Origin of the sequence: Streptomonospora nanhaiensis (genome assembly GCF_026642255.1) — a bacterium.
Lineage (GTDB): Bacteria > Actinomycetota > Actinomycetes > Streptosporangiales > Streptosporangiaceae > Nocardiopsis > Nocardiopsis tropica.
On sequence record NZ_CP113264.1, the window covers coordinates 331,359 to 348,836 of the forward strand.

Consider the following 17,478-nt stretch of genomic DNA (forward strand, 5'->3'; position numbering starts at 1 on the left):
CCGGTGTCGTGGCGGGGCGTGCGGTGCGGGCGGGGCGTGTGGTGCGGTGCGGGTGGAGCGGACCCGTGTCCGGTGCGGGACCGCGCCGTGCGGGGGCGGCCGGGCCGCCGGAGCCGGGTCCCGGGACCCGTTCGGAGGGGGCCGCGGCTGGTCAGCCGATACGGCTGTGGAGGCGCAGGCGCTCCGCGTCCACGATCCAGACGTCCGAGTCGAGGAGCGGGACCCCCGTGAACACGTGGCCGTCGGGGTGCATGCCGAGCCGGCTGACGTACCCCTCGTCCTCCTCCCCGGTCAGCTCCTCGCCGGTGGAGAACTCCCAGACCTTCATCCCGAACCCCTCCGAGTCCTCGTCGACGATCAGCTCGCCGGACGTGTACGGGGCGTACAGCCGGTCCGCACCGGGGCTCAGGACGAACTCGCTGAGCCCGTTCTCCGGCATCGCGGCCGGGGCGAACGTGCGGGGCGGGCCCCCGTCGAGGAAGTCCTCGTGCACGACCCCGTCCCCGGTCATGTACAGGAGGCCGCCGTCCTCGTCGGGGAGTTCGAGGTTGGACCCGTACCCGGGCTCGGCGCCCCCGGCCTCGAAGAGGGTCCCGCCGCTCTCCGTGTCCCAGACCCGCACCTGCCCCGTGTAGTCGACGGCCGCCAGATACCCGCCGCCGGGGGAGACCGCGATCGTGTGGGCGCCGTCGGTCCCGCTGTAGGTGTCGGTGACCTCGGCGGTCTCCAGGTCGACGCGCAGCACGGCCGACTCCGGCTCCCCCGTGCCCTCGACCAGGTACAGGCCCTCGCCGTCGGGGTCGAAGGCCGAGGCGACGACCTCCACGTCCCCCCGGTACACGGTGTGCTCGCCCGTCCCGGCGACGTACACGTGCACGCCCGTCCCGTTGTAGCCGACGCGGCAGCCGTCCGGGCTGACGAGCGGGGTGGGCGACAGGCCGGGGACCTCGTCCTCGATCCGGGCGATCTCGGTCCCCTCCTCCCAGTCCCACAGGGCCAGCCCCTGGCTCCCGGCGACGACGAGGACCCGGCCGTCGGCGGAGAACACGGTGCCGGGAGGGACGGACGACGACGGGATGCTCGGCACGGGCCGTGCCGCCTCGGCGAGCTCCGGGGCGATGTGCTCGGTGAGGTCGCACCGGACGCGGCGGCCGGGGTCCTCCTCCGCGGTCCCGCCGCCGAACGGGCCGGCCAGGGCCCACGTCCCCGCCCCGGCGGTGAGGAGCAGCGCGGCCCCCGCGGCGCCGACGAGCAGTGGTCGCCGCCGGGCCCGGGAGGCGGGGGCGCCGCCCGCGGCCCCGGGGCCTGCGGCGGCGACGGCGTCCCGGTACTCGCCGTCGATCCGTTCGAGCGTGTGGACGGCGGGTGGGGGCAGCCAGGCGGACGCCGTCGTCGGAGGCGCCGCCGGACCGCCCAGGGCGTGCAGCACCCGCGACGCGGAGGGACGTTCCCGGGGGTCCTTGTCCAGGCACGCCGAGACGAGGCCGTGCAGCCGCTCGGGGATGCCCGTCAGCACGGGGTCCTGGTTCGTGATGCGGTACATCACGGCGGAGGGGTGGCCCTCGCCGAACGGCCCGGTGCCGGTCAGCGCGTACACGATCATCCCGCCCAGGGCGAAGACGTCGGCGGCGGCGCCGCCCGGCTCCCGGCGGATGTTCTCGGGGGCCATGTACCCCGGGGTGCCGACGAGCCGCCCGTCCCCGTCCGGCCCGGCGTCCTCCAGCGCGGCGGCGATGCCGAAGTCGATGACCTGCGGTCCCGCGGCCGAGACCATCACGTTGCCGGGTTTGAGGTCGCGGTGCACCAGCCCGTGGGAGTGCACCCGTTCCAGGGCCTGGGCGACGCCCCGGGCGGCGAACCGCACGCTGTCCTCGGGCAGCGGCCCCACGGACCGGACCAGGTCGTGCAGGGAGGGGCCCCGCACGTACTCGGTGGCCATCCAGGGGGTCCGGCCGGACGTGTCCGCGTCCAGCACCCGGGGCGTGTGGGTGCCGTGCACCCGGCGGGCGAGGTCGAGTTCGCGCGCGAACCGCTCCCGGAAGTCGGGGTCGTACGCGTACTCCGCCCGCACCACCTTGACGGCGGCGGTGCGGCCCTCCCGGTCGATCCCCAGGTAGACGCGGCCCATGCCGCCGGCGCCCAGCAGGGCGACGGTCCGGTACGGTCCGACCCGGCGCGGATCGCGGGGTGCGAGGTGCTGCATGGCGGCCCTCCGGTCAGCTCAGCTCGTTGACGACGGTGTAGTCGGCGTCGAGGACGAGGACGCGTCCGCCGCCGTCGGCGACCGTGGCCAGGTACTCGTCCTCCGGGTGCGACCCCATGGGCGCGTACACCATCACGTCGGCGTCGCGGAGGAGCTGGCCCGTCGAGGCGTCCCACACGCTTCCCCGGTCGTCGTCCCAGCCGAAGGAGCCCGCGAGGACCCGCTCGCCGTCCGAGGAGTAGCCGATGCCGGTGACGGACTCGTGGCTCGCGTCCGGTTCCGCGAGGGGGCGGACGACCCCGCCGGTGCCGAGGTCGACGATGTCGACCCGCCTCGCGCCGCTCTGGAGGGCCATGGTCCGCCCGTCGGGCGCGAGGGCGAACGCGTAGTGGTCCCCGCCCTCGAACAGGTGGAGCCGCTCGCCGGTCGCGGGGTCCCACACGGCCACCCCGACGTAGGCGTCGAACCCCTCCTCCATGACCGTGCCGACGAGCAGGGAGTCGTCGGCGGTGTAGCTCAGGTCGGTGAGGACCCCTCCGGCGGGGAACTCCACGCCGGGCGTCCCCTCCGCCACGTCCCAGATCTGGACGACCCGCTCCTCGCGGGGGTCGCCGTTCTCGGCGGCGAGCACCGCCACCCGGGACCCGTCGGAGGAGAGGGCGGGCATGTCGTAGAACCCGCGGCCGCCGTTGTCCCGGCCGAACCGGTTGACCTCGTCGCCGCTGCCGCCGTCCCACACGCGGATCTGGTCGCCGTAGGCGCCGGCGACGTGGTCGTCGGGCCCGATGTCCGCCGCGGACGGGGCGGGCTCGAACACGTCGACGGGTTCCCCGGCCTGCCAGTCCCACCTGGACAGGGACGTGCCGAACACGTACAGGGACTCGCCGTCCACGGAGAAGTCGACCTCGTAGATCCACCCCTCCAGGTCGACCTCCGGCGCGCCCTGCGCCGAGGGGGAGGCGGAGGGGCCGGGCGGGGCCGGGGGACCGCCCCCGGCCGCATCCCGCGGGACCCCGCCGCCCGGCAGCGCGGTGAGAGCGAGGGCCGCCCCTCCCGCGACGACCAGCGCGGACGCCGCCGCGAGGACCGCGGCGCGGCGGCGGAACCGCGGCTCCCCCCGCGGCGCCCCCTCCTGTGGTTCACGCCCGGGGGGCGGGTGCCCCGTGCCGTCGGCCCCGGCGCCGCCGCGCGGCGGCGCCGGGGCCCCGCCCCCCAGGTCCACGGTGGTGCGCCCGGCCTCCTCCGCCCTCCGGACCTCGCCCTCCCGGGCGTCGATCTGCTCCGTCACGGGGGCGGGAAGCCAGCCGTGCTCGGCCGACGGAAGGGGCAGCGCGGACAGTTCTCCCCGGACCTCCGCGGCGTCGGGCCGTCCGGCGGGGTCCTTGGCGAAGCAGCGGGCCAGCACGTCGCGCAGGGGGCCCTCGGGGACCGCACCCAGGGCGGGCTCGTCGGCCATGATCCGGCGCAGGGAGTCGACCGGGCGCCCGGAGCCGAACGGGGGCTCCGCCGAGGCGGCGAAGACCACCGCGCCCGCCAGGGAGAAGAGGTCGCTGAGCTGGGAGACGCCGTGCCCCGTGATCTGCTCGGGCGAGGTGTAGGCGGGTGTGCCGAAGGTCTGCCCGGTGCGGGTGAGCACCGTGCCCTCGACGGCGCGGGCGATGCCGAAGTCGATGACCTGCGGGCCGCGCGGGGACAGCAGGATGTTGCCCGGCTTCAGGTCGCGGTGCATCAGCCCCGCCTCGTGGACCGTCTCCAGGGCCCGGGCGAGCCCGAGGGCCAGAACCAGCAGCGAGGGGCCGGGGAAGGGGCCGTTCGCGCTCACGGCCTCCTTCAGCGTGGGGCCGGGCACGTACTCGGTGGCCATCCACGGGACGTCGGCGTCCGTGTCGGCGTCGGTCACGGCCGGGGTGAAGGGGCCGCGCACCCGCCGGGCGGCGCGGACCTCCCGCGCGAACCGGTCCCGGAACCCGGTGTCGTGGGCCAGGTCCTCCTTGACCACCTTGAGCGCGCGCAGGTGGCCGTCCGGGGTGCGCGCCAGGTACACCCTGCCCATGCCGCCCGCGCCGATGCGGGAGAGGAGCCTGTGGCGGCCGATGTGCCGGGGGTCGTCGGAGGCGAGGGGCTGCACGGCGGGTACGCGTTCCTCACTGCGTCAGGGCACCGGCGCGGGGGCGGTCGCGCGGGGTCGGGGCGGTGCTCGGGAGGGTTCCTCCGCCAATGTAGCGGTTCGTGGGCGGACCGCCCGGACGAGTGACCGGTTGCGGCCCGCCCGGGTCAGTCGCCGATCACCCCGAGCAGCGACAGGTCGGTGTCGTAGACGGCCAGGTCGCCGGTGTCCGCTCGCAGCCCGGCGAGCCGCGACCCGTCCGGGGACAGGACGAGCGGGAACAGCCGGGGCAGGTCCGGGCCGAGCCGGGCGCTGGCCGCGTCGCCGTAGTCCCACGCCATCGTGCTGCCCGACCCGGCGCCCGGGGCCAGCATGGCGGCGAAGACCCGGCCGCTCGCCTCGCTGTAGGCGACGTCGACCAGGAAGTGGTCCTCGTCGTCGGGCACGAACTCGCGCAGGACCCGTTCGTTCTGCGGCTCGACCAGCAGGACGCGGTCCGAGCGGATGAGCAGGACGCCCGAGCCGTCCGGGAGGATGTCGAAGGCGTCCGCGCCCACCCGCGCGCGCTCGTCGACCAGGCCCAGCCGGTCGAGCCCCCCGGCCCCCGTGCGCCACACCGCGACGCCGCCGCCCACCTCGCCGCCCGCCACGGTGGTGCCGTCGGGCGAGTACTGGATCGCGCCGAGACTCCCGGAGCCGGGCAGGGCGGCCGTCAGCTTCCAGCGCTCCGTCTCGTAGAGGTGCAGGAACCGCGCCCCGGGGTCGCTCCGCACGCCCACGGCCAGCGAGGAGCCGTCGGGGCTGAAGGCGACGGACCGGACGGCCTGCTCCGGTCCGACGTTCCACGCCCTGCCCGTGGACAGGTCGGTGACGGCGGTCCCGTGGAGGGTGCCGTAGGCGAGCAGGCAGCCGTCCGGGCTGAAAGCGGCCGGGGTGGGGGGCACCGTGGCCTCCTCGTTGTCGATCCGGGCCAGGGGCCGCGACCCCTCCCAGTCCCACAGGGTCACGCGGTCGACCTGGGAGACGGCCAGGACGGTGCCGTCGGGGGAGAACGAGAGTTCGAGGGGCACGTCCGGGGGGAACATGACCTGCGGCGGGCCGGTGAGGGCGAGGTTCCCGGCCAGGCTTCCGGACGCGGAGCAGTCGCGGGCGGCGCCGGTCCCCCCGGCCGCCTCCCACGCCGGGGCCGCGACGGCGAACAGGCCCGCGCCCGCGAGGAGGACCGCCACGCCCAGGAGGGCCGCGACGCGCAGCACGGCCCTGCCCCGCCGCCGGGGAGGGGTGCGTGCGGGGGGCGCCGGCCGGGCGCCCGGAGCGAGCGCGGCCCAGGGATCGGGGGCCGGGGGGCCGCCGGCCCGGGGGCCGACCGCGGAGCGGTAGGACTCCTCGGCCGCGGCGACCGCGGCGCGGGCCCGCGGCGGCAGCCACGGGGCGGTCGGGGGCTCCTCGGGGAGCGGCCCGCCGAGGTGGTCGAGGACCTCCTGCGCGGTCGGCCGGTTCTCGGGGAGCTTGTCCAGGCACGCGGCCACGAGCGGGCGCAGGGGGCCCGGGACCCCGTCCAGGGAGGGCGGCTCGCGCAGGACCCGGTACAGCAGGGTCGAGGGATGCCCCTCCCCGAAGGGGTCGGCCCCCGTGGTCGCGAACAGCAGGGCTCCGCCGAGGGAGAACAGGTCGCCGGCGGCGGCGGCCCCGCCGCCGGAGAGGAGTTCGGGCGCCGTGTAGGCGGCGGAGCCGACGCCCTCGCCGGGGCGGGTGAGCCGGGCCTCGTCCACGGCCCTGGCGACGCCGAAGTCGATGAGCCGGGGGCCGTGCGCGTCCACCAGGACGGTCGAGGGTGTGAGGCCCCGGTGCACGGCGCCCGCGCCGTGGGCCGTGTCCAGGGCCTCGGCGATCCCCCGGGCGAGGACGGCCGCCGCCGCCGGGGGGAGGGGCCCGGTGCGTTCCACCAGCTCGCGCAGTGTGGGGCCGGGGACGTACGCGGTGGCGGTCCAGGGGACGGGGGCGGACAGGTCGTGGCCGAGGAGGGGCGGGGCGAAGCGGCCGACGGTCCGGGGGGCGAGGGCGGCCTCGCGGGCGAAGCGGGCACGGAAGTCCAGGTCGACGGCGTACGCGGCGCGGACGACCGTGACGGCGGCGGGGCGCCCGTGCGGGTCCGCGCCCAGGTACACGCGGCCCATGCCGCAGGAGCCGAGGTGGGCGATGAGGCGGAACTCCCCGAGCTGGGTGGGCTCGTCGGGGTTGAGGGGGCGCATGGGTCCTCTGGGGGGCCAGGGGCGGAGGACGCCTCGGGGCCCGCCAGGACGGCCCGGTGCGTCTGCCGGAGGTTTCTCAGGAGTCACCGTAACCCGAGAAGATCGCTGATAGAGCACGCTTCCGACCGGTTCACGGAGGGTGTGTGCCCTTATGTCACCCTTTGGTGGTTCGGATCCGAAGATCTGTTGTGCCCGACTTCGCCGCGAAACCCGGTGAACGCGCGCGCCCGCCCCCGACGCCCGGAAAAGGGACCGCCCGGGACCCCGCCGCAGACGGGCCCCAAAGGGCGGCCCCGGGGAGCCGCGTGCGCCGCGCGGCCCCCGGCACACGCCCTACGGGCGGGAGGCGGTGGCCCCGGACCAGATGTTGACGTCGGAGTCCACGGCCCACTCGTCGATGCGCCGCAGCTCCTCGTCGCTGAACCCGGGGGAGTCCAGCGCGGCGAGGTTCTGTTCGAGCTGCTCCACGCTCGACGCCCCGATGAGCGCGGTCGTCACCGTGCGCGGCCCCTGGTCCCGCAGCACCCAGGAGATCGCCATCTGGGCGAGCGTCTGGCCGCGCTCCGAGGCGATGGCGTCCAGGGCGCGCGCCCGCTCCAGGACCTCCTCGGACAGCATGTTGTCGCGCCAGCTCGGGCGGCCCACGCCCGCGCGGGAGTCCGGTGGCACCTCGCCGCCGAGGTAGCGCGGGGTCAGCACGCCCTGGGCCAGCGGCGAGAACGCCACCACGCCCATGCCCTCGTCGGCCGCCGCCTCCAGCAGGCCGCCCTCCACCCACCGGTTGAGCATCGAGTACGACGGCTGGTGCACGGTCAGCGGGGTGCCCAGCTCCCGCATGATGCGGGCGGCCTCCCTGGTCGCGGCGGGGCCGTACGACGAGATGCCGGCGTACAGCGCCCGGCCGGACACCACGGCGTGGTGGAGGGCACCCATGGTCTCCTCCAGCGGCGTGTCCGGGTCGGGCCGGTGGCTGTAGAAGACGTCCACGTGGTCGAGGCCCATCCTGGCCAGGGACCGGTCCAGCGACGAGAGCAGGTACTTGCGCGACCCGCCCCGCTGGTGGGGGCCGGGGCCCATGACCCACCCGGCCTTCGTGGTGATGACCAGTTCGTCCCGGTAGGGGGCGAAGTCCTCGGCCAGGGCGCGGCCGAGGTTCTCCTCGGCGGCCCCGGGCGGCGGTCCGTAGTTGTTCGCGAGGTCGAAGTGGAACACGCCGAGATCGAACGCCCTGCGCAGGATGCGGCGCTGGTTCTCCTGGTCGCGGTCCGCGCCGAAGTTCTGCCACAGGCCCAGCGACAGGCGGGGCAGGTGCAGCCCGCTGTCACCGCTCCTGCGGTACTCCGTCGTCTCGTACCGATCCTCGCTCGCCACGTAGGTGCCCACGGACCGCCTTCCCCTCGTCGGATGACCGACCGGCAGACTAACCCGCCCGGCGGTCCGCCCGAGGGGGCGGGGGGCCGACACGCCTAGGCGTCGACGGTGAGCTCGCCCATGCGGTCCCAGCCCTCGCCCTCCACGGAGCGGCTGACGATGAGCGGGGTCTCGGCGAGCAGCGGCTTCATGCGGGCCAGGCCCTCGCGGAAGTGGTCGCTGTTGACGTGGGCCTCGCCCGTGCCGTCCCGGAACGCCTCGACCAGGACGAACTCGTCGTCGCGCTCGACGCTGCGGGACCACTCGAACCACAGGTTCCCGGGCTCGGCCCGGGTGGCGGCGGTGAAGTCGGCGACCTCGTCGAGGAAGCGGTCGACGGCCTCCGGCCTGACCCTGTACTTGACGACGATCAGGATCATGGTTCCCGGTCTCCTCACTGTGCTCGGTTCACTGCGCGGGGGGACACGTCGTGTCCCCCCGTCCCAGTCTTCCAGAGCACCGCGGGTGCGGAGCGCACGGCTGACCGGGGCCGGGCGGCGGTGGAGCGGGGAGAGGAGGCGCGGTGTCAGGCGGCGACCGGCTGGCGTGCGGCGCCGAAACCGTGGCTGTAGACGGGCTCGGGGCCCCGGGCGAAGGGGTTGAGGAGCTCGGCGGCGCCGACCGGGTCGCTCGCGGGATGGGAGACCGTGCCCCCGTGGAACAGGTCGTTCCAGAAGAAGCGCCCGTCGCGACACCAGACGTTGACGTCGCGCTGGACCGACATGACGGCCATGTCGGTGGTGCCCGACCAGTAGAACTGGCGCTGGGTGGCTGAGACGAGTTCGCCCAGGAGCGCCGTGATCGCGCGCTCGGCGCAGAAGGCGTGGCGGGGCTTGTGCTTGATTCGTCTGGCGAGAGCCGACTTCGCCCGGGAGGCCCGGGGGTTGTTCAGGCGCCAGTGACTCAAGGTCGTCTCCAGTGGGTCTCGGTTGCCGCGGTGCTGACCGTGTGCTCGGTGCGGCCACAGTCGCCGCGGTTCGAGGGTTTCCGCCCGTCCTGGGACCTTGGCGGGTTCCCTCCACAAAGTTGGTGAGGTGTGAACGGTGTCGTTACCTCGTAGTTATTCTTTGCGCTCCGGATGCTAGCAGCAACTCACCCCTTGCAGTCGAGGCTTCTGCGAGTGACCAATGTCACAATTAACGAAACCGTATCGACTGGGCAAAACCGAGAACCTGCTGGTCAGAGGGGTTTTCCCGTACCTGTGTTCGATTGGCGCGGGTCGAATAAGGGCCTCTGAGTCCCGTCCTGGCTGTCGTGAGTCTCACCCGTTTTGGCAACTCCTGGCGTGCTTCTGGTGACTCGTGGTGACTTCTTGCTGGTTACGCGTTCTTGACTCTGTCAAGCGCGGGTCTTGCCGATGCCGGGTCCGGCGGCGCACACGGGCGTCGGCCGGTTTTGCGCACCCTGTCACCCCGGTGTAAGGGATGGTCCGGTCTCTGGAGGACACTGGAGAGGTCGTACAAAACGGAGAGAAGTCGTCCAGTGACACAGACCCAGACATCCGGTGACCGGACTACCCCGGACGGGAGCACCGTGCCCGCCGAACCCGCGGGCGGCGCCCGCGCGTGGATCGTGTGGGCGGTCGCCGTCGCCGGGTACTTCCTGGCGATGCTGCACCGCAACGGCCTCGGTGTCGCGGCCCTGGAGGCCCAGGCCCGGTTCGACGTCGGCCCGGCGCTGCTGTCCCTGCTGCCGATGCTCCAACTCCTGGTGTACGTCCTCCTCCAGGTTCCGGCGGGCCTCCTCGCCGACCGGCTCGGCCCCCGCTACACGCTCGCCATGGGCATGGTGGCGATGGTGGTCGGTTCCTGCCTGTTCGCGCTCGCGCCCGGGATCGAGACCGCGGTCGCCGGACGGTTCCTCATCGGCCTCGGCGACGCCCTCGTCTTCCTCAACGTCATCCGGCTGGCCGCCCTGTGGTTCCCGCGTGCGCGCTACGCCCTCGTCAGCGGCCTCACCGGCGTGGTCGGCGGCATCGGCCAGGTGGCGAGCGCGGCGCCCCTCGCGTGGGCCCTCGGGCAGGTCGGCTGGGTGGCCGCCTTCCTCTCCACCACGGCCCTGACCGCGCTGATGGCGCTCCTCGTGCTGCTGGTCGTGCGCGACCGCCCCGCCGACGCGGCCGGGCGGTCCACCGTGGCCGACCCGATCTCCGTGTGGGAGGCGCTCAAGGAGGCCCTTCGCGCGCGCGGCCCGCTCATCGGCATGGCGCACCACGCGGCCGTGATGGCGCCCTTCACGATGATGATGGTGCTGTGGGGCTACCCGTATCTCGTGAACGGGCTGGGTCTGGCCGAGGGCACCGCGGCGCTGACCCTGACCGGTCTGGCGGCGGGAGGCCTGTGGGTGGCCCCGTTCGTCGGCCTCCTGGTCGGCCGGCACCCCCGGGCGCGCCGGTGGCTGGCCCTGACCCTGGGGGCGGTGCTGAGCGCGGGCTGGGTGCTGCTGGTCGTGTGGCCCGGGGGAGCGCCCGTCGCGGCCGGGCTGACAGTGATGGCGGTGAGCGCGGTGGGCCAGACCCTCGCGCCGACGATCTCCTTCGACTTCGCCCGCGACGGCATTCCCGCCAGCCGCACCGGTGTCGCCTCCGGCCTGGTCAACATGAGCGGCTTCACGACCGCGGTGCTGTGCACGGTCGCCGCCGGTGCGATCCTCCAGGCGCTTCCGGACGAGCCGGAGTCCTACCAGATCGCGTTCGTGCCGATGTGCGTGACGACGGTCGCCGCGACCGCGGTGCTGTACTTCTTCGTGCTGTCCCGCCCCCGGGCGTAGGCCCCGCGGGGCTCTCCGGGAGGACGGGGCCGAAGGCCCGCGGCTCCCCTTCCCCCCTTGCTCCTCCTCGCGCGCGCGTGCGCGCGAGGAGGAGACGCCTGGGGAGACTGTGCCCATGGCGGCCCTCCGGACCCGCGTGTGCACGGGAGGGACCGCCCCGAGCGGGGGCGGCCCCTCGGGCCCCGAACCGCGGGCAGGGGCCGGGCACGGCCCCCGCGCGCCCCCGGTACCTGCCCGCGGTACGGACCTCAGGCGCGGGCCTGCGACGTCGTCTCGCCCATCTCGGCTCGGAGCCGGTCCAGCACCCCGGACAGGAGCCGGGAGACGTGCATCTGGGAGCAGCCCATCCGGTCGGCGATCTCGGTCTGGGTGTGGTCGCAGAAGAAGCGCAGGCCCAGGAGCCGGCGGTCGCGCTCGGGAAGGCGGGCGAGGGCCGGCTTGAGGCTCTCGCGCTGGTCCACCAGTTCCAGGCCGTGGTCCTCGCTGCCCAGGTGGTCCTCCAGGCGCATGGGCTCCTCCTCGCCGCCGGAGGTGTCCGGGGCCTCCAGGGACAGGCACTGGTAGGCGTTGGACGCCTGGACGAGCTGCTGCACCTCCTCCTCCGACATGTCCATCCTCTCGGCCAGCTCCGCGGTCGTGGGCGTGCGCGCGTGCTCCTGCTGGAAGTCGGAGGACACTCTGCGCAGCTTGCTGCGCTCCTCCTGCTGGGTCCGGGTGACGCGCATCGCCCAGGTGTGGTCGCGGAAGTGGCGCTTGACCTCTCCGGTGACCGTGGGGACCAGGTAGGCGACGAACGGCTTGCCGTAGGAGGGGTCGTAGCCGCGCATCGCCTTGGTGAAGCCGACCATGGCGGCCTGGTACAGGTCCTCCAGCGGTTCGCCGCGGCCCTGGTAGCGGCGTGCGATCTTCTTGGCCAGGGGCTGGTGGAGCAGTACGACGCGCTCTCGGAGCCGGTCCGCACGGGGGTCGCCCTCGCCCAGGCGCCTCGCCGCGGCCAGCAGCTCCTCGGCGGAGGCGTTCTCGCCGGGGGTGCGTGTGCGGGGGCGGGAGAGCGGGCGGGTCCGCTTGCGGGCGGTCCGGGGCGTCTTCGGGGTGGTGGCGGTGTTCGGCAAGGGAGCTCCCGGTGGTCTGGTGGGTCCGGACAGAGCGCCGGTGGCGTCGACGGGGAATTCCGTTCGGGTGGGTGGGTGGGAGGGTTGGAGGAAAAACTTCGTGGACCTTCTTCCTTCCCTCAGTGCAGCGCTTAAAAGTGCGGACCGAAACTTTTTTGTCCTTCCCCTGGTAGGAGTCGGTGAAGTCACGCTCCGTGTTTCGCCCTGGCGTTCGGAGAGGCACCTTTCGTGGCGTGAAACACACTGCTGCCCTGCTTCGGGGCGGTGGCGCTAGGCGCTTCCCGCCAGGTGAAAGTATTTTGATTTTCGAGGGAAGTGATTTTTTATGCCGTTTTGACAATGGCCCGGGTAGGGGTGTGGGGGTTGTCGTCCGCGTCTGCTTCCAGGTTTACATCGCTTTTATCGGCGCTGTCGGAACGGAGTACCCGTGCCACGGAAGGCCTTTTCCCGTTCCGGTCCGAGGGGGTGCCCCGAGGCGTCCCGGCGGCTGCCCTTCCCGGAAAAGGGCCGGGACGAAGGGGTGCGGGCGGGGGCCGGACACCGCCCCCGGCCCGGTCGGGCGACGCCGGTGTTCCGGCCCCCCGGGGCCCTTCGGGGTGCCGTGTCCGGGCGCCGCGCGCGGCGCCCTCCCCGGCACGTGCCGGGGAGGGCGCCGAGAACCCGGGCCCGGCCGTCTAGCCCGCGCGCCAGGTGCCGTCCTGGAGCGCTCCTCCCGCCTGGGGGCCCATGAGAGAGAGCCCCCCGTCCACGAAGAGCGAGGCCCCGGTGACGTAGGACGACCCCCGCCCGGCGAGGAAGGCCACGGCGTCCGCCACCTCGTCGGCGTGGCCGGGGCGGGGGATCGGGTAGCCGCCGCGCGTGTCCAGTCCCGGCGGCTCCTCGTGCTGCCCGGTCATGGGCGTGGCGATCTCACCCGGCGCCACCGCGTTCACGGTGATGCCGTACAGCCCCAGTTCGAGGGCGAGCACCCGGGTCAGGAGTTTGAGGCCGCCCTTGGCGGCGCAGTAGGTCCCGGCGTTCACCCGGGGGAACTCCTCGTGCACGCTGGTGATGTTGACGATGCGTCCGCCGCGTCCCGCGTCGCGCATGTGGGTCGCCGCGATCCTGGAGCAGAGGAACGGGCCGTCCAGGTCGACGGCCAGGACCTCGCGCCAGCGCTCGTAGTCCGTCTCCAGCAGCGGTTCGTCCGACCCGGTCCCGGCGTTGTTGACCAGGACCCCGACGCCCCCGAGTTCCCCGATCAGCTCGGCGACGGCCTCGGACCCGCCCACCGGGTCGGAGAGGTCGTGCCTGCGCACCACCGCCCGGCGTCCGGCCTCCCCGATCTCTGACTCCGTCCGGCGGATGCCCTCCTCGTCCGAGTGGTACGTGATGCCGAGGTCGAAGCCCTCGCGCGCCAGGCGGACCGCCGTCGACCGCCCGATCCCGCTGTCCGCGCCGGTCACCACCGCCACCCGGTCGTAGCCGTCGAACTCGCGCACCCCGTCCACGCGGGCGTCGTCACGTCGTTGCTCCATGGCTGCGCACCCCCTTGTTCCCTGCGCCCGGCCGGGCGCACGCACTCGGGGTCCCGGCTACCCGGTGGGTGCTTCCGTACACGTGCGTCCGGGCGGCGCCGTGGTCCGGGTTCCCGTCGGAAAACGGATTGACCGCGCCCGCCGGTCCCGTGGTGTCATGGCCTGTGACGAACATCGAAGGCCTGCTCGCGGCCTATGACGAGCAGTTGCGCGGCGCCCCAGCGGACCTCCCCGACGGGGTGACGGTGGAGCGGGACGGACCGGTGACGCGGTTGGTGGGACAGCGCCGGGGGCTCGTCACCGCGCCGCCCGACCCGGGCGTGCGCGGGGACGAACTGGACCGGCTGATCGCCCGGCAGCGGGAGCGCTTCGCGGCGCGCGGCGAGGCGGTGGAGTGGAAGACCCACGGGCACGACCGGCCGGAGGACCTCCCCGACCGCCTCCGCGCCGCCGGGTTCGCGCCCGAGGAACGGGAGACCGTGCTGATCGGCCGCACCGACGTGGTCTCCGCCCCGGCCCCGCCCGAGGGGGTCGCCCTCCGCCGGGTCGGTGAACCGGACGACATGCGCCGTGTCGCCGACATGGAGTCGCGCGTGTGGGGCGGCGACTGGAGCTGGCTGGGCGAGGACCTGATCGCCCGGACCGCCGCGGACCCGGACGGTATCGCCGTCCTCGTGGCCGAGGCCGGCGGGGAGGTGGTGTCGGCCGCGTGGCTGGTGTTCCTGAGGGGTACCGAGTTCGCCGGGCTCTGGGGCGGCTCGACCCTGCCCTCGTGGCGGGGGAAGGGGATCTACCGGTCCCTGGTGGCCGCCCGCGCGCACATCGCCGCGGCACGCGGTGTCCGCTACCTCCGGGTCGACGCCACCGACGCCAGCGCGCCCGTCCTGCGCCGCCTGGGTTTCGAGGGGGTGACCACCACGACCCCGTACGTCTGGTCCCCGGCCTGAGCCGCGGGGTCCGCCCGCCCCCGCCCGGGGGCGGGACCCGCGCACACGGAACGGGCGGGGCGGCCCCGGAAGGCCGCCCCGCCCGTCAGACCTGCCCCTCCACGCCCTCGGCGATCTGCCGCAGCGCCCTGAGGTGGAGCGTGAGCGCGTCGCGCCCCTCCCGGCTGAGCGACAGGTAGGTGCGCGGCCGCCTGCCCGCGAACGCCTTGCGGACGACGACGTAGCCCGCGTTCTCCAGCGTGGTGATCTGCTTGGAGAGTGCGGAGTCGGAGACCTCCACGGCGTCGCGCAGCGAGGCGAAGTCCGACTGCTCCACCGGTGCCAGCGCGGCGAGGATGGAGAGGCGCACGGGTGCGTGGATGACGGGGTCGAGCGACTTGCGCGGGTGGTTCATGGTCGTTCTCCGGATCGCCGGTCGTTCACCTGGTGGCCCTGCGGACGCCGACCAGGTTCACCAGGACCGCCGCGAGGAAGGGCAGGCCGTTCAACGCCGCCCCGACGGACCACCAGACGACGGAGCCGGTGAACACGGTCAGGCCCATGGACACCGTGACGGTGAGGAGGAGGACGCCCGCCCCGGTCAGAACGTAGTGCACGGTCAGATGGCGGCGCAGGGCGACGGGGCGGCTGTAGGCGTACCAGTTCATCGCGATCAGGGTGAGCACGGCCGTCGCGTACGCGACGGCGCGGGGGGCGGGCCCGACCGGGGCCAGGCCGACCACGAGGACCGCGCAGACCATGAGGGCGCCCAGGCCCGTGACGGTCAGCGCCGGCCAGCGCGCCCGGCCGCGGATCCTCCGGCCCACCGCGTCGGCGTGGTCGAGGATCTCGGCCGCTTCTCTCCGGTCCAGGTCCTGCTCCATGGGCGCCTCCCGCCGTCGGTGGTTCCTTGAAGTGTCCAGGATGGCATGTACTTTCTGCTTTGGAAAGTAGTTTCTGCTTTGGACTCCTCTTTCGGTCCGCCCGCTCTCCGGAGTCGGGGCGGGGGAGGGACCCGCGCACACGGAACGGGCGGGGCGGCCCCGGAAGGCCGCCCCGCCCGTCGCGGGTCCGGTTCGCCCTAGAAGGCGGACTCGGGAACGTCCATCAGGTCGAGGTCGACGCCCTCGGCCACGCGCAGCTCGGCGGCGATGCGCGGCAGGAACTGCTCGGCGAAGAAGCGCGCGGCGGCGATCTTGCCGGTGTAGAAGTCCTTGTCCGCCTCGCCGGCGCCGTCGATGCTGTTCAGGGCCACCTCGGCCTGGCGCAGCAGCAGCCAGGCGAGGACGACGTCGCCGAACGACATCAGCAGGCGGGTGGAGTTCAGGCCCACCTTGTACAGCTCGCGCGGGTTCTCGGCGGAGCCCATCGCGTGGCCGACCATGAGCTCGACGAGCTTCTCGACGTTGCCGAGGCTCTCCAGGAGCAGCTTGCGCTCCTCCTTGAGGCGGCCGTTGCCGGCCTCGCTCTCGGCGAAGGCCCTGATCTCGCCCGAGAGGGCGCCCAGCGCCTGGCCGCCGTTCTTCACGATCTTGCGGAAGAAGAAGTCCTGGGCCTGGATCGCCGTCGTGCCCTCGTAGAGGGTGTCGATCTTGGCGTCCCGGATGTACTGCTCGATCGGGTACTCCTGCAGGAACCCGGAGCCGCCCAGGGTCTGGAGGGACTCGGCGAGCAGCGCGTAGGAGCGCTCGGAGCCCACGCCCTTGACGATCGGCAGGAGGAGGTCGTTCATGGCCTCCAGCTCCGTGACGTCCTCGCCCCTGGAGTGCGCGATCTGGATCTCGTCCTGCTGCGTGGCGGTGAGCAGGACCAGGGCGCGCATCGCCTCCACGTAGGACTTCTGCGTCATGAGGCTGCGGCGCACGTCCGGGTGGTGGGTGATGGTGACCTTGGGGGAGTTCTTCGACCCGGCGAGGTCGTTGCCCTGCACGCGCTCCTTGGCGTACTCCAGGGCGTTCAGGTAGCCGGTGGAGAGGGTGGCGATGGCCTTCGTGCCGACCATCATCCGCGCGTACTCGATGACGAGGAACATCTGGCGGATGCCGTCGTGCTTGTCGCCGACGAGGTAGCCGATGGCGGGGTGCTTGTCACCGAAGGTCAGCTCGCACGTGGTGGAGGCCTTGAGGCCCATCTTGTGCTCGACGTTGGTCACGTAGGCGCCGTTGCGCTCGCCGAGGGAGCCGTCCTCGTTGACCAGGAACTTGGGGACCAGGTACAGGGACAGGCCCTTGGTGCCGGGGCCCGCGCCCTCGGGGCGGGCGAGCACCAGGTGGAAGATGTTCTCGGACATGTCGTGCTCGGCCGAGGTGATGAAGCGCTTGACGCCCTCGATGTGCCAGGTGCCGTCGCCCTGGTCCACGGCCTTGGTGCGGCCGGCGCCGACGTCCGACCCCGCGTCGGGCTCGGTCAGCACCATGGTGGCGCCCCAGCCGCGCTCGATCGCGAGCCTCGCGAACTCCTTCTGCTTCTCGTTGCCCTCGGAGAAGAGGATGCTCGCGAAGCCGGGGCCGGCGGAGTACATGTGCACGGAGGGGTTGGCGCCGAGCACGAGCTCCGCGGCGGACCAGACCAGGGAGCGGGGGGCGCCGAGGCCGCCCAGCTCCTGGGGGAGGTCGAGGTTGTACCAGCCGGCGTCCATGTAGGCGTGGTAGGACTTCTTCAGACTCTCGGGGACGGCGACGGTGTTCGTCTTGGGGTCGAACACCGGCGGGTTGCGGTCCGCGTCCTCGAACGACTCGGCGATGACGCCGGTGGCGAGGCGGTCGACCTCGGCCAGGATGGTGCGCGCGGTCTCCTCGTCGAGCTCCTCGAAGGGGCCCTCGCCCAGTACGTCCTGGCGCCTGAAGACCTCGAAGAGGTTGAACTCGATGTCGCGCAGGTTGCTCTTGTAATGCGTCATGGACAGCTCCGCTGTGTCCTGGCCGCGGTGTCTGTACACGCGGATCTACCGACTAGTAACAAATCAATGTTACTACCGAGTAGATCCCTACGCCAGTAGCGCGAGGGACTTGTGGCCCGCGAGACACCCAGAAGTGGCGGAACGCGGGGTCCCGGGGAGCGGAGGGCCCCGGCGCGGCGCCGTGGGGCCGCCCCCGTCCGGGGCGCCGAACCCGCGTGTCCGGCCGTTCGTCGCGGCTCCGCGCCGGGCGCGCCGGGGCCGCCTGCCCCGGCCCGTCGGCGGC

Annotated in this window: 13 protein-coding genes; 2 read left to right on the forward strand and 11 right to left on the reverse strand. The window is 73.6% G+C overall.

Annotation, left to right across the window (positions count from 1 at the left end; translation table 11 throughout):
- Positions 1-151: 151 nt before the first annotated feature.
- The 6 genes from OUQ99_RS01540 to OUQ99_RS01565 form a co-directional block, all read right to left on the reverse strand.
- Positions 152-2,203, reverse strand: coding sequence for a serine/threonine-protein kinase (locus tag OUQ99_RS01540; protein WP_267947619.1), 2,052 nt, complete (start codon positions 2,201-2,203; stop codon positions 152-154).
- A 13-nt stretch (positions 2,204-2,216) separates the two neighbouring features.
- On the reverse strand, positions 2,217-4,331 hold the full coding sequence (locus OUQ99_RS01545) for a WD40 repeat domain-containing serine/threonine protein kinase (RefSeq protein WP_267947620.1): 2,115 nt from the start codon (positions 4,329-4,331) through the stop codon (positions 2,217-2,219).
- Between the two features lie 146 nt (positions 4,332-4,477).
- Positions 4,478-6,562 (reverse strand): WD40 repeat domain-containing serine/threonine protein kinase, encoded by a 2,085-nt coding sequence (locus tag OUQ99_RS01550; RefSeq protein ID WP_267947621.1) that lies wholly within the window; start codon positions 6,560-6,562, stop codon positions 4,478-4,480.
- A 333-nt stretch (positions 6,563-6,895) separates the two neighbouring features.
- Positions 6,896-7,945: an aldo/keto reductase gene (locus OUQ99_RS01555; protein WP_267947622.1), complete on the reverse strand. Its 1,050-nt coding sequence runs from the start codon at positions 7,943-7,945 to the stop codon at positions 6,896-6,898.
- Positions 7,946-8,028: 83 nt separating this feature from the next.
- On the reverse strand, positions 8,029-8,352 hold the full coding sequence (locus tag OUQ99_RS01560; protein ID WP_267947623.1) for a putative quinol monooxygenase: 324 nt from the start codon (positions 8,350-8,352) through the stop codon (positions 8,029-8,031).
- A 146-nt stretch (positions 8,353-8,498) separates the two neighbouring features.
- A complete protein-coding gene (locus OUQ99_RS01565; RefSeq protein ID WP_267947624.1) occupies positions 8,499-8,879 on the reverse strand; it encodes a hypothetical protein in 381 nt (126 codons plus the stop codon).
- Positions 8,880-9,505: 626 nt separating this feature from the next.
- Here OUQ99_RS01565 and OUQ99_RS01570 point away from each other — a divergent pair.
- Positions 9,506-10,741 (forward strand): MFS transporter, encoded by a 1,236-nt coding sequence (locus OUQ99_RS01570; protein WP_267947625.1) that lies wholly within the window; start codon positions 9,506-9,508, stop codon positions 10,739-10,741.
- 248 nt (positions 10,742-10,989) lie between these two features.
- Here the strand turns inward: OUQ99_RS01570 and OUQ99_RS01575 are convergent, their stop codons facing one another.
- Positions 10,990-11,853 (reverse strand): SigB/SigF/SigG family RNA polymerase sigma factor, encoded by an 864-nt coding sequence (locus OUQ99_RS01575; RefSeq protein WP_267947626.1) that lies wholly within the window; start codon positions 11,851-11,853, stop codon positions 10,990-10,992.
- A gap of 674 nt (positions 11,854-12,527) precedes the next feature.
- Positions 12,528-13,370: an SDR family oxidoreductase gene (locus OUQ99_RS01580; RefSeq protein ID WP_267947627.1), complete on the reverse strand. Its 843-nt coding sequence runs from the start codon at positions 13,368-13,370 to the stop codon at positions 12,528-12,530.
- 164 nt (positions 13,371-13,534) lie between these two features.
- Here OUQ99_RS01580 and OUQ99_RS01585 point away from each other — a divergent pair, with 164 nt between their 5' ends.
- Complete coding sequence (locus OUQ99_RS01585) at positions 13,535-14,317, forward strand: GNAT family N-acetyltransferase (protein ID WP_267947628.1); 783 nt, start codon at positions 13,535-13,537, stop codon at positions 14,315-14,317.
- 85 nt (positions 14,318-14,402) lie between these two features.
- Here the strand turns inward: OUQ99_RS01585 and OUQ99_RS01590 are convergent, their stop codons facing one another.
- From OUQ99_RS01590 to OUQ99_RS01600, 3 genes are all read right to left on the reverse strand, one after another.
- Entirely contained in the window at positions 14,403-14,711 is a 309-nt protein-coding gene (locus tag OUQ99_RS01590; RefSeq protein WP_267947629.1) for a winged helix-turn-helix domain-containing protein, read from the reverse strand.
- A 25-nt stretch (positions 14,712-14,736) separates the two neighbouring features.
- The gene (locus OUQ99_RS01595) at positions 14,737-15,180 is read right to left on the reverse strand and encodes a hypothetical protein (RefSeq protein ID WP_267947630.1); all 444 of its coding nucleotides are present in this window, start codon (positions 15,178-15,180) and stop codon (positions 14,737-14,739) included.
- A gap of 197 nt (positions 15,181-15,377) precedes the next feature.
- Positions 15,378-17,195, reverse strand: a complete 1,818-nt coding sequence (locus OUQ99_RS01600; protein WP_267947631.1) for an acyl-CoA dehydrogenase — start codon at positions 17,193-17,195, stop codon at positions 15,378-15,380.
- Positions 17,196-17,478: the final 283 nt, after the last annotated feature.

Bases quoted from the DNA above. Each gene is read 5' to 3' on its own strand.
- OUQ99_RS01550 (WP_267947621.1), bottom strand. From the start codon at position 6,562: ATGCGCCCCCTCAACCCCGACGAGCCCACCCAGCTCGGGGAGTTCCGC.
- OUQ99_RS01540 (WP_267947619.1), bottom strand. From the start codon at position 2,203: ATGCAGCACCTCGCACCCCGCGATCCGCGCCGGGTCGGACCGTACCGG.
- OUQ99_RS01595 (WP_267947630.1), bottom strand. From the start codon at position 15,180: ATGGAGCAGGACCTGGACCGGAGAGAAGCGGCCGAGATCCTCGACCAC.
- OUQ99_RS01560 (WP_267947623.1), bottom strand. From the start codon at position 8,352: ATGATCCTGATCGTCGTCAAGTACAGGGTCAGGCCGGAGGCCGTCGAC.
- OUQ99_RS01600 (WP_267947631.1), bottom strand. From the start codon at position 17,195: ATGACGCATTACAAGAGCAACCTGCGCGACATCGAGTTCAACCTCTTC.
- OUQ99_RS01580 (WP_267947627.1), bottom strand. From the start codon at position 13,370: ATGGAGCAACGACGTGACGACGCCCGCGTGGACGGGGTGCGCGAGTTC.
- OUQ99_RS01590 (WP_267947629.1), bottom strand. From the start codon at position 14,711: ATGAACCACCCGCGCAAGTCGCTCGACCCCGTCATCCACGCACCCGTG.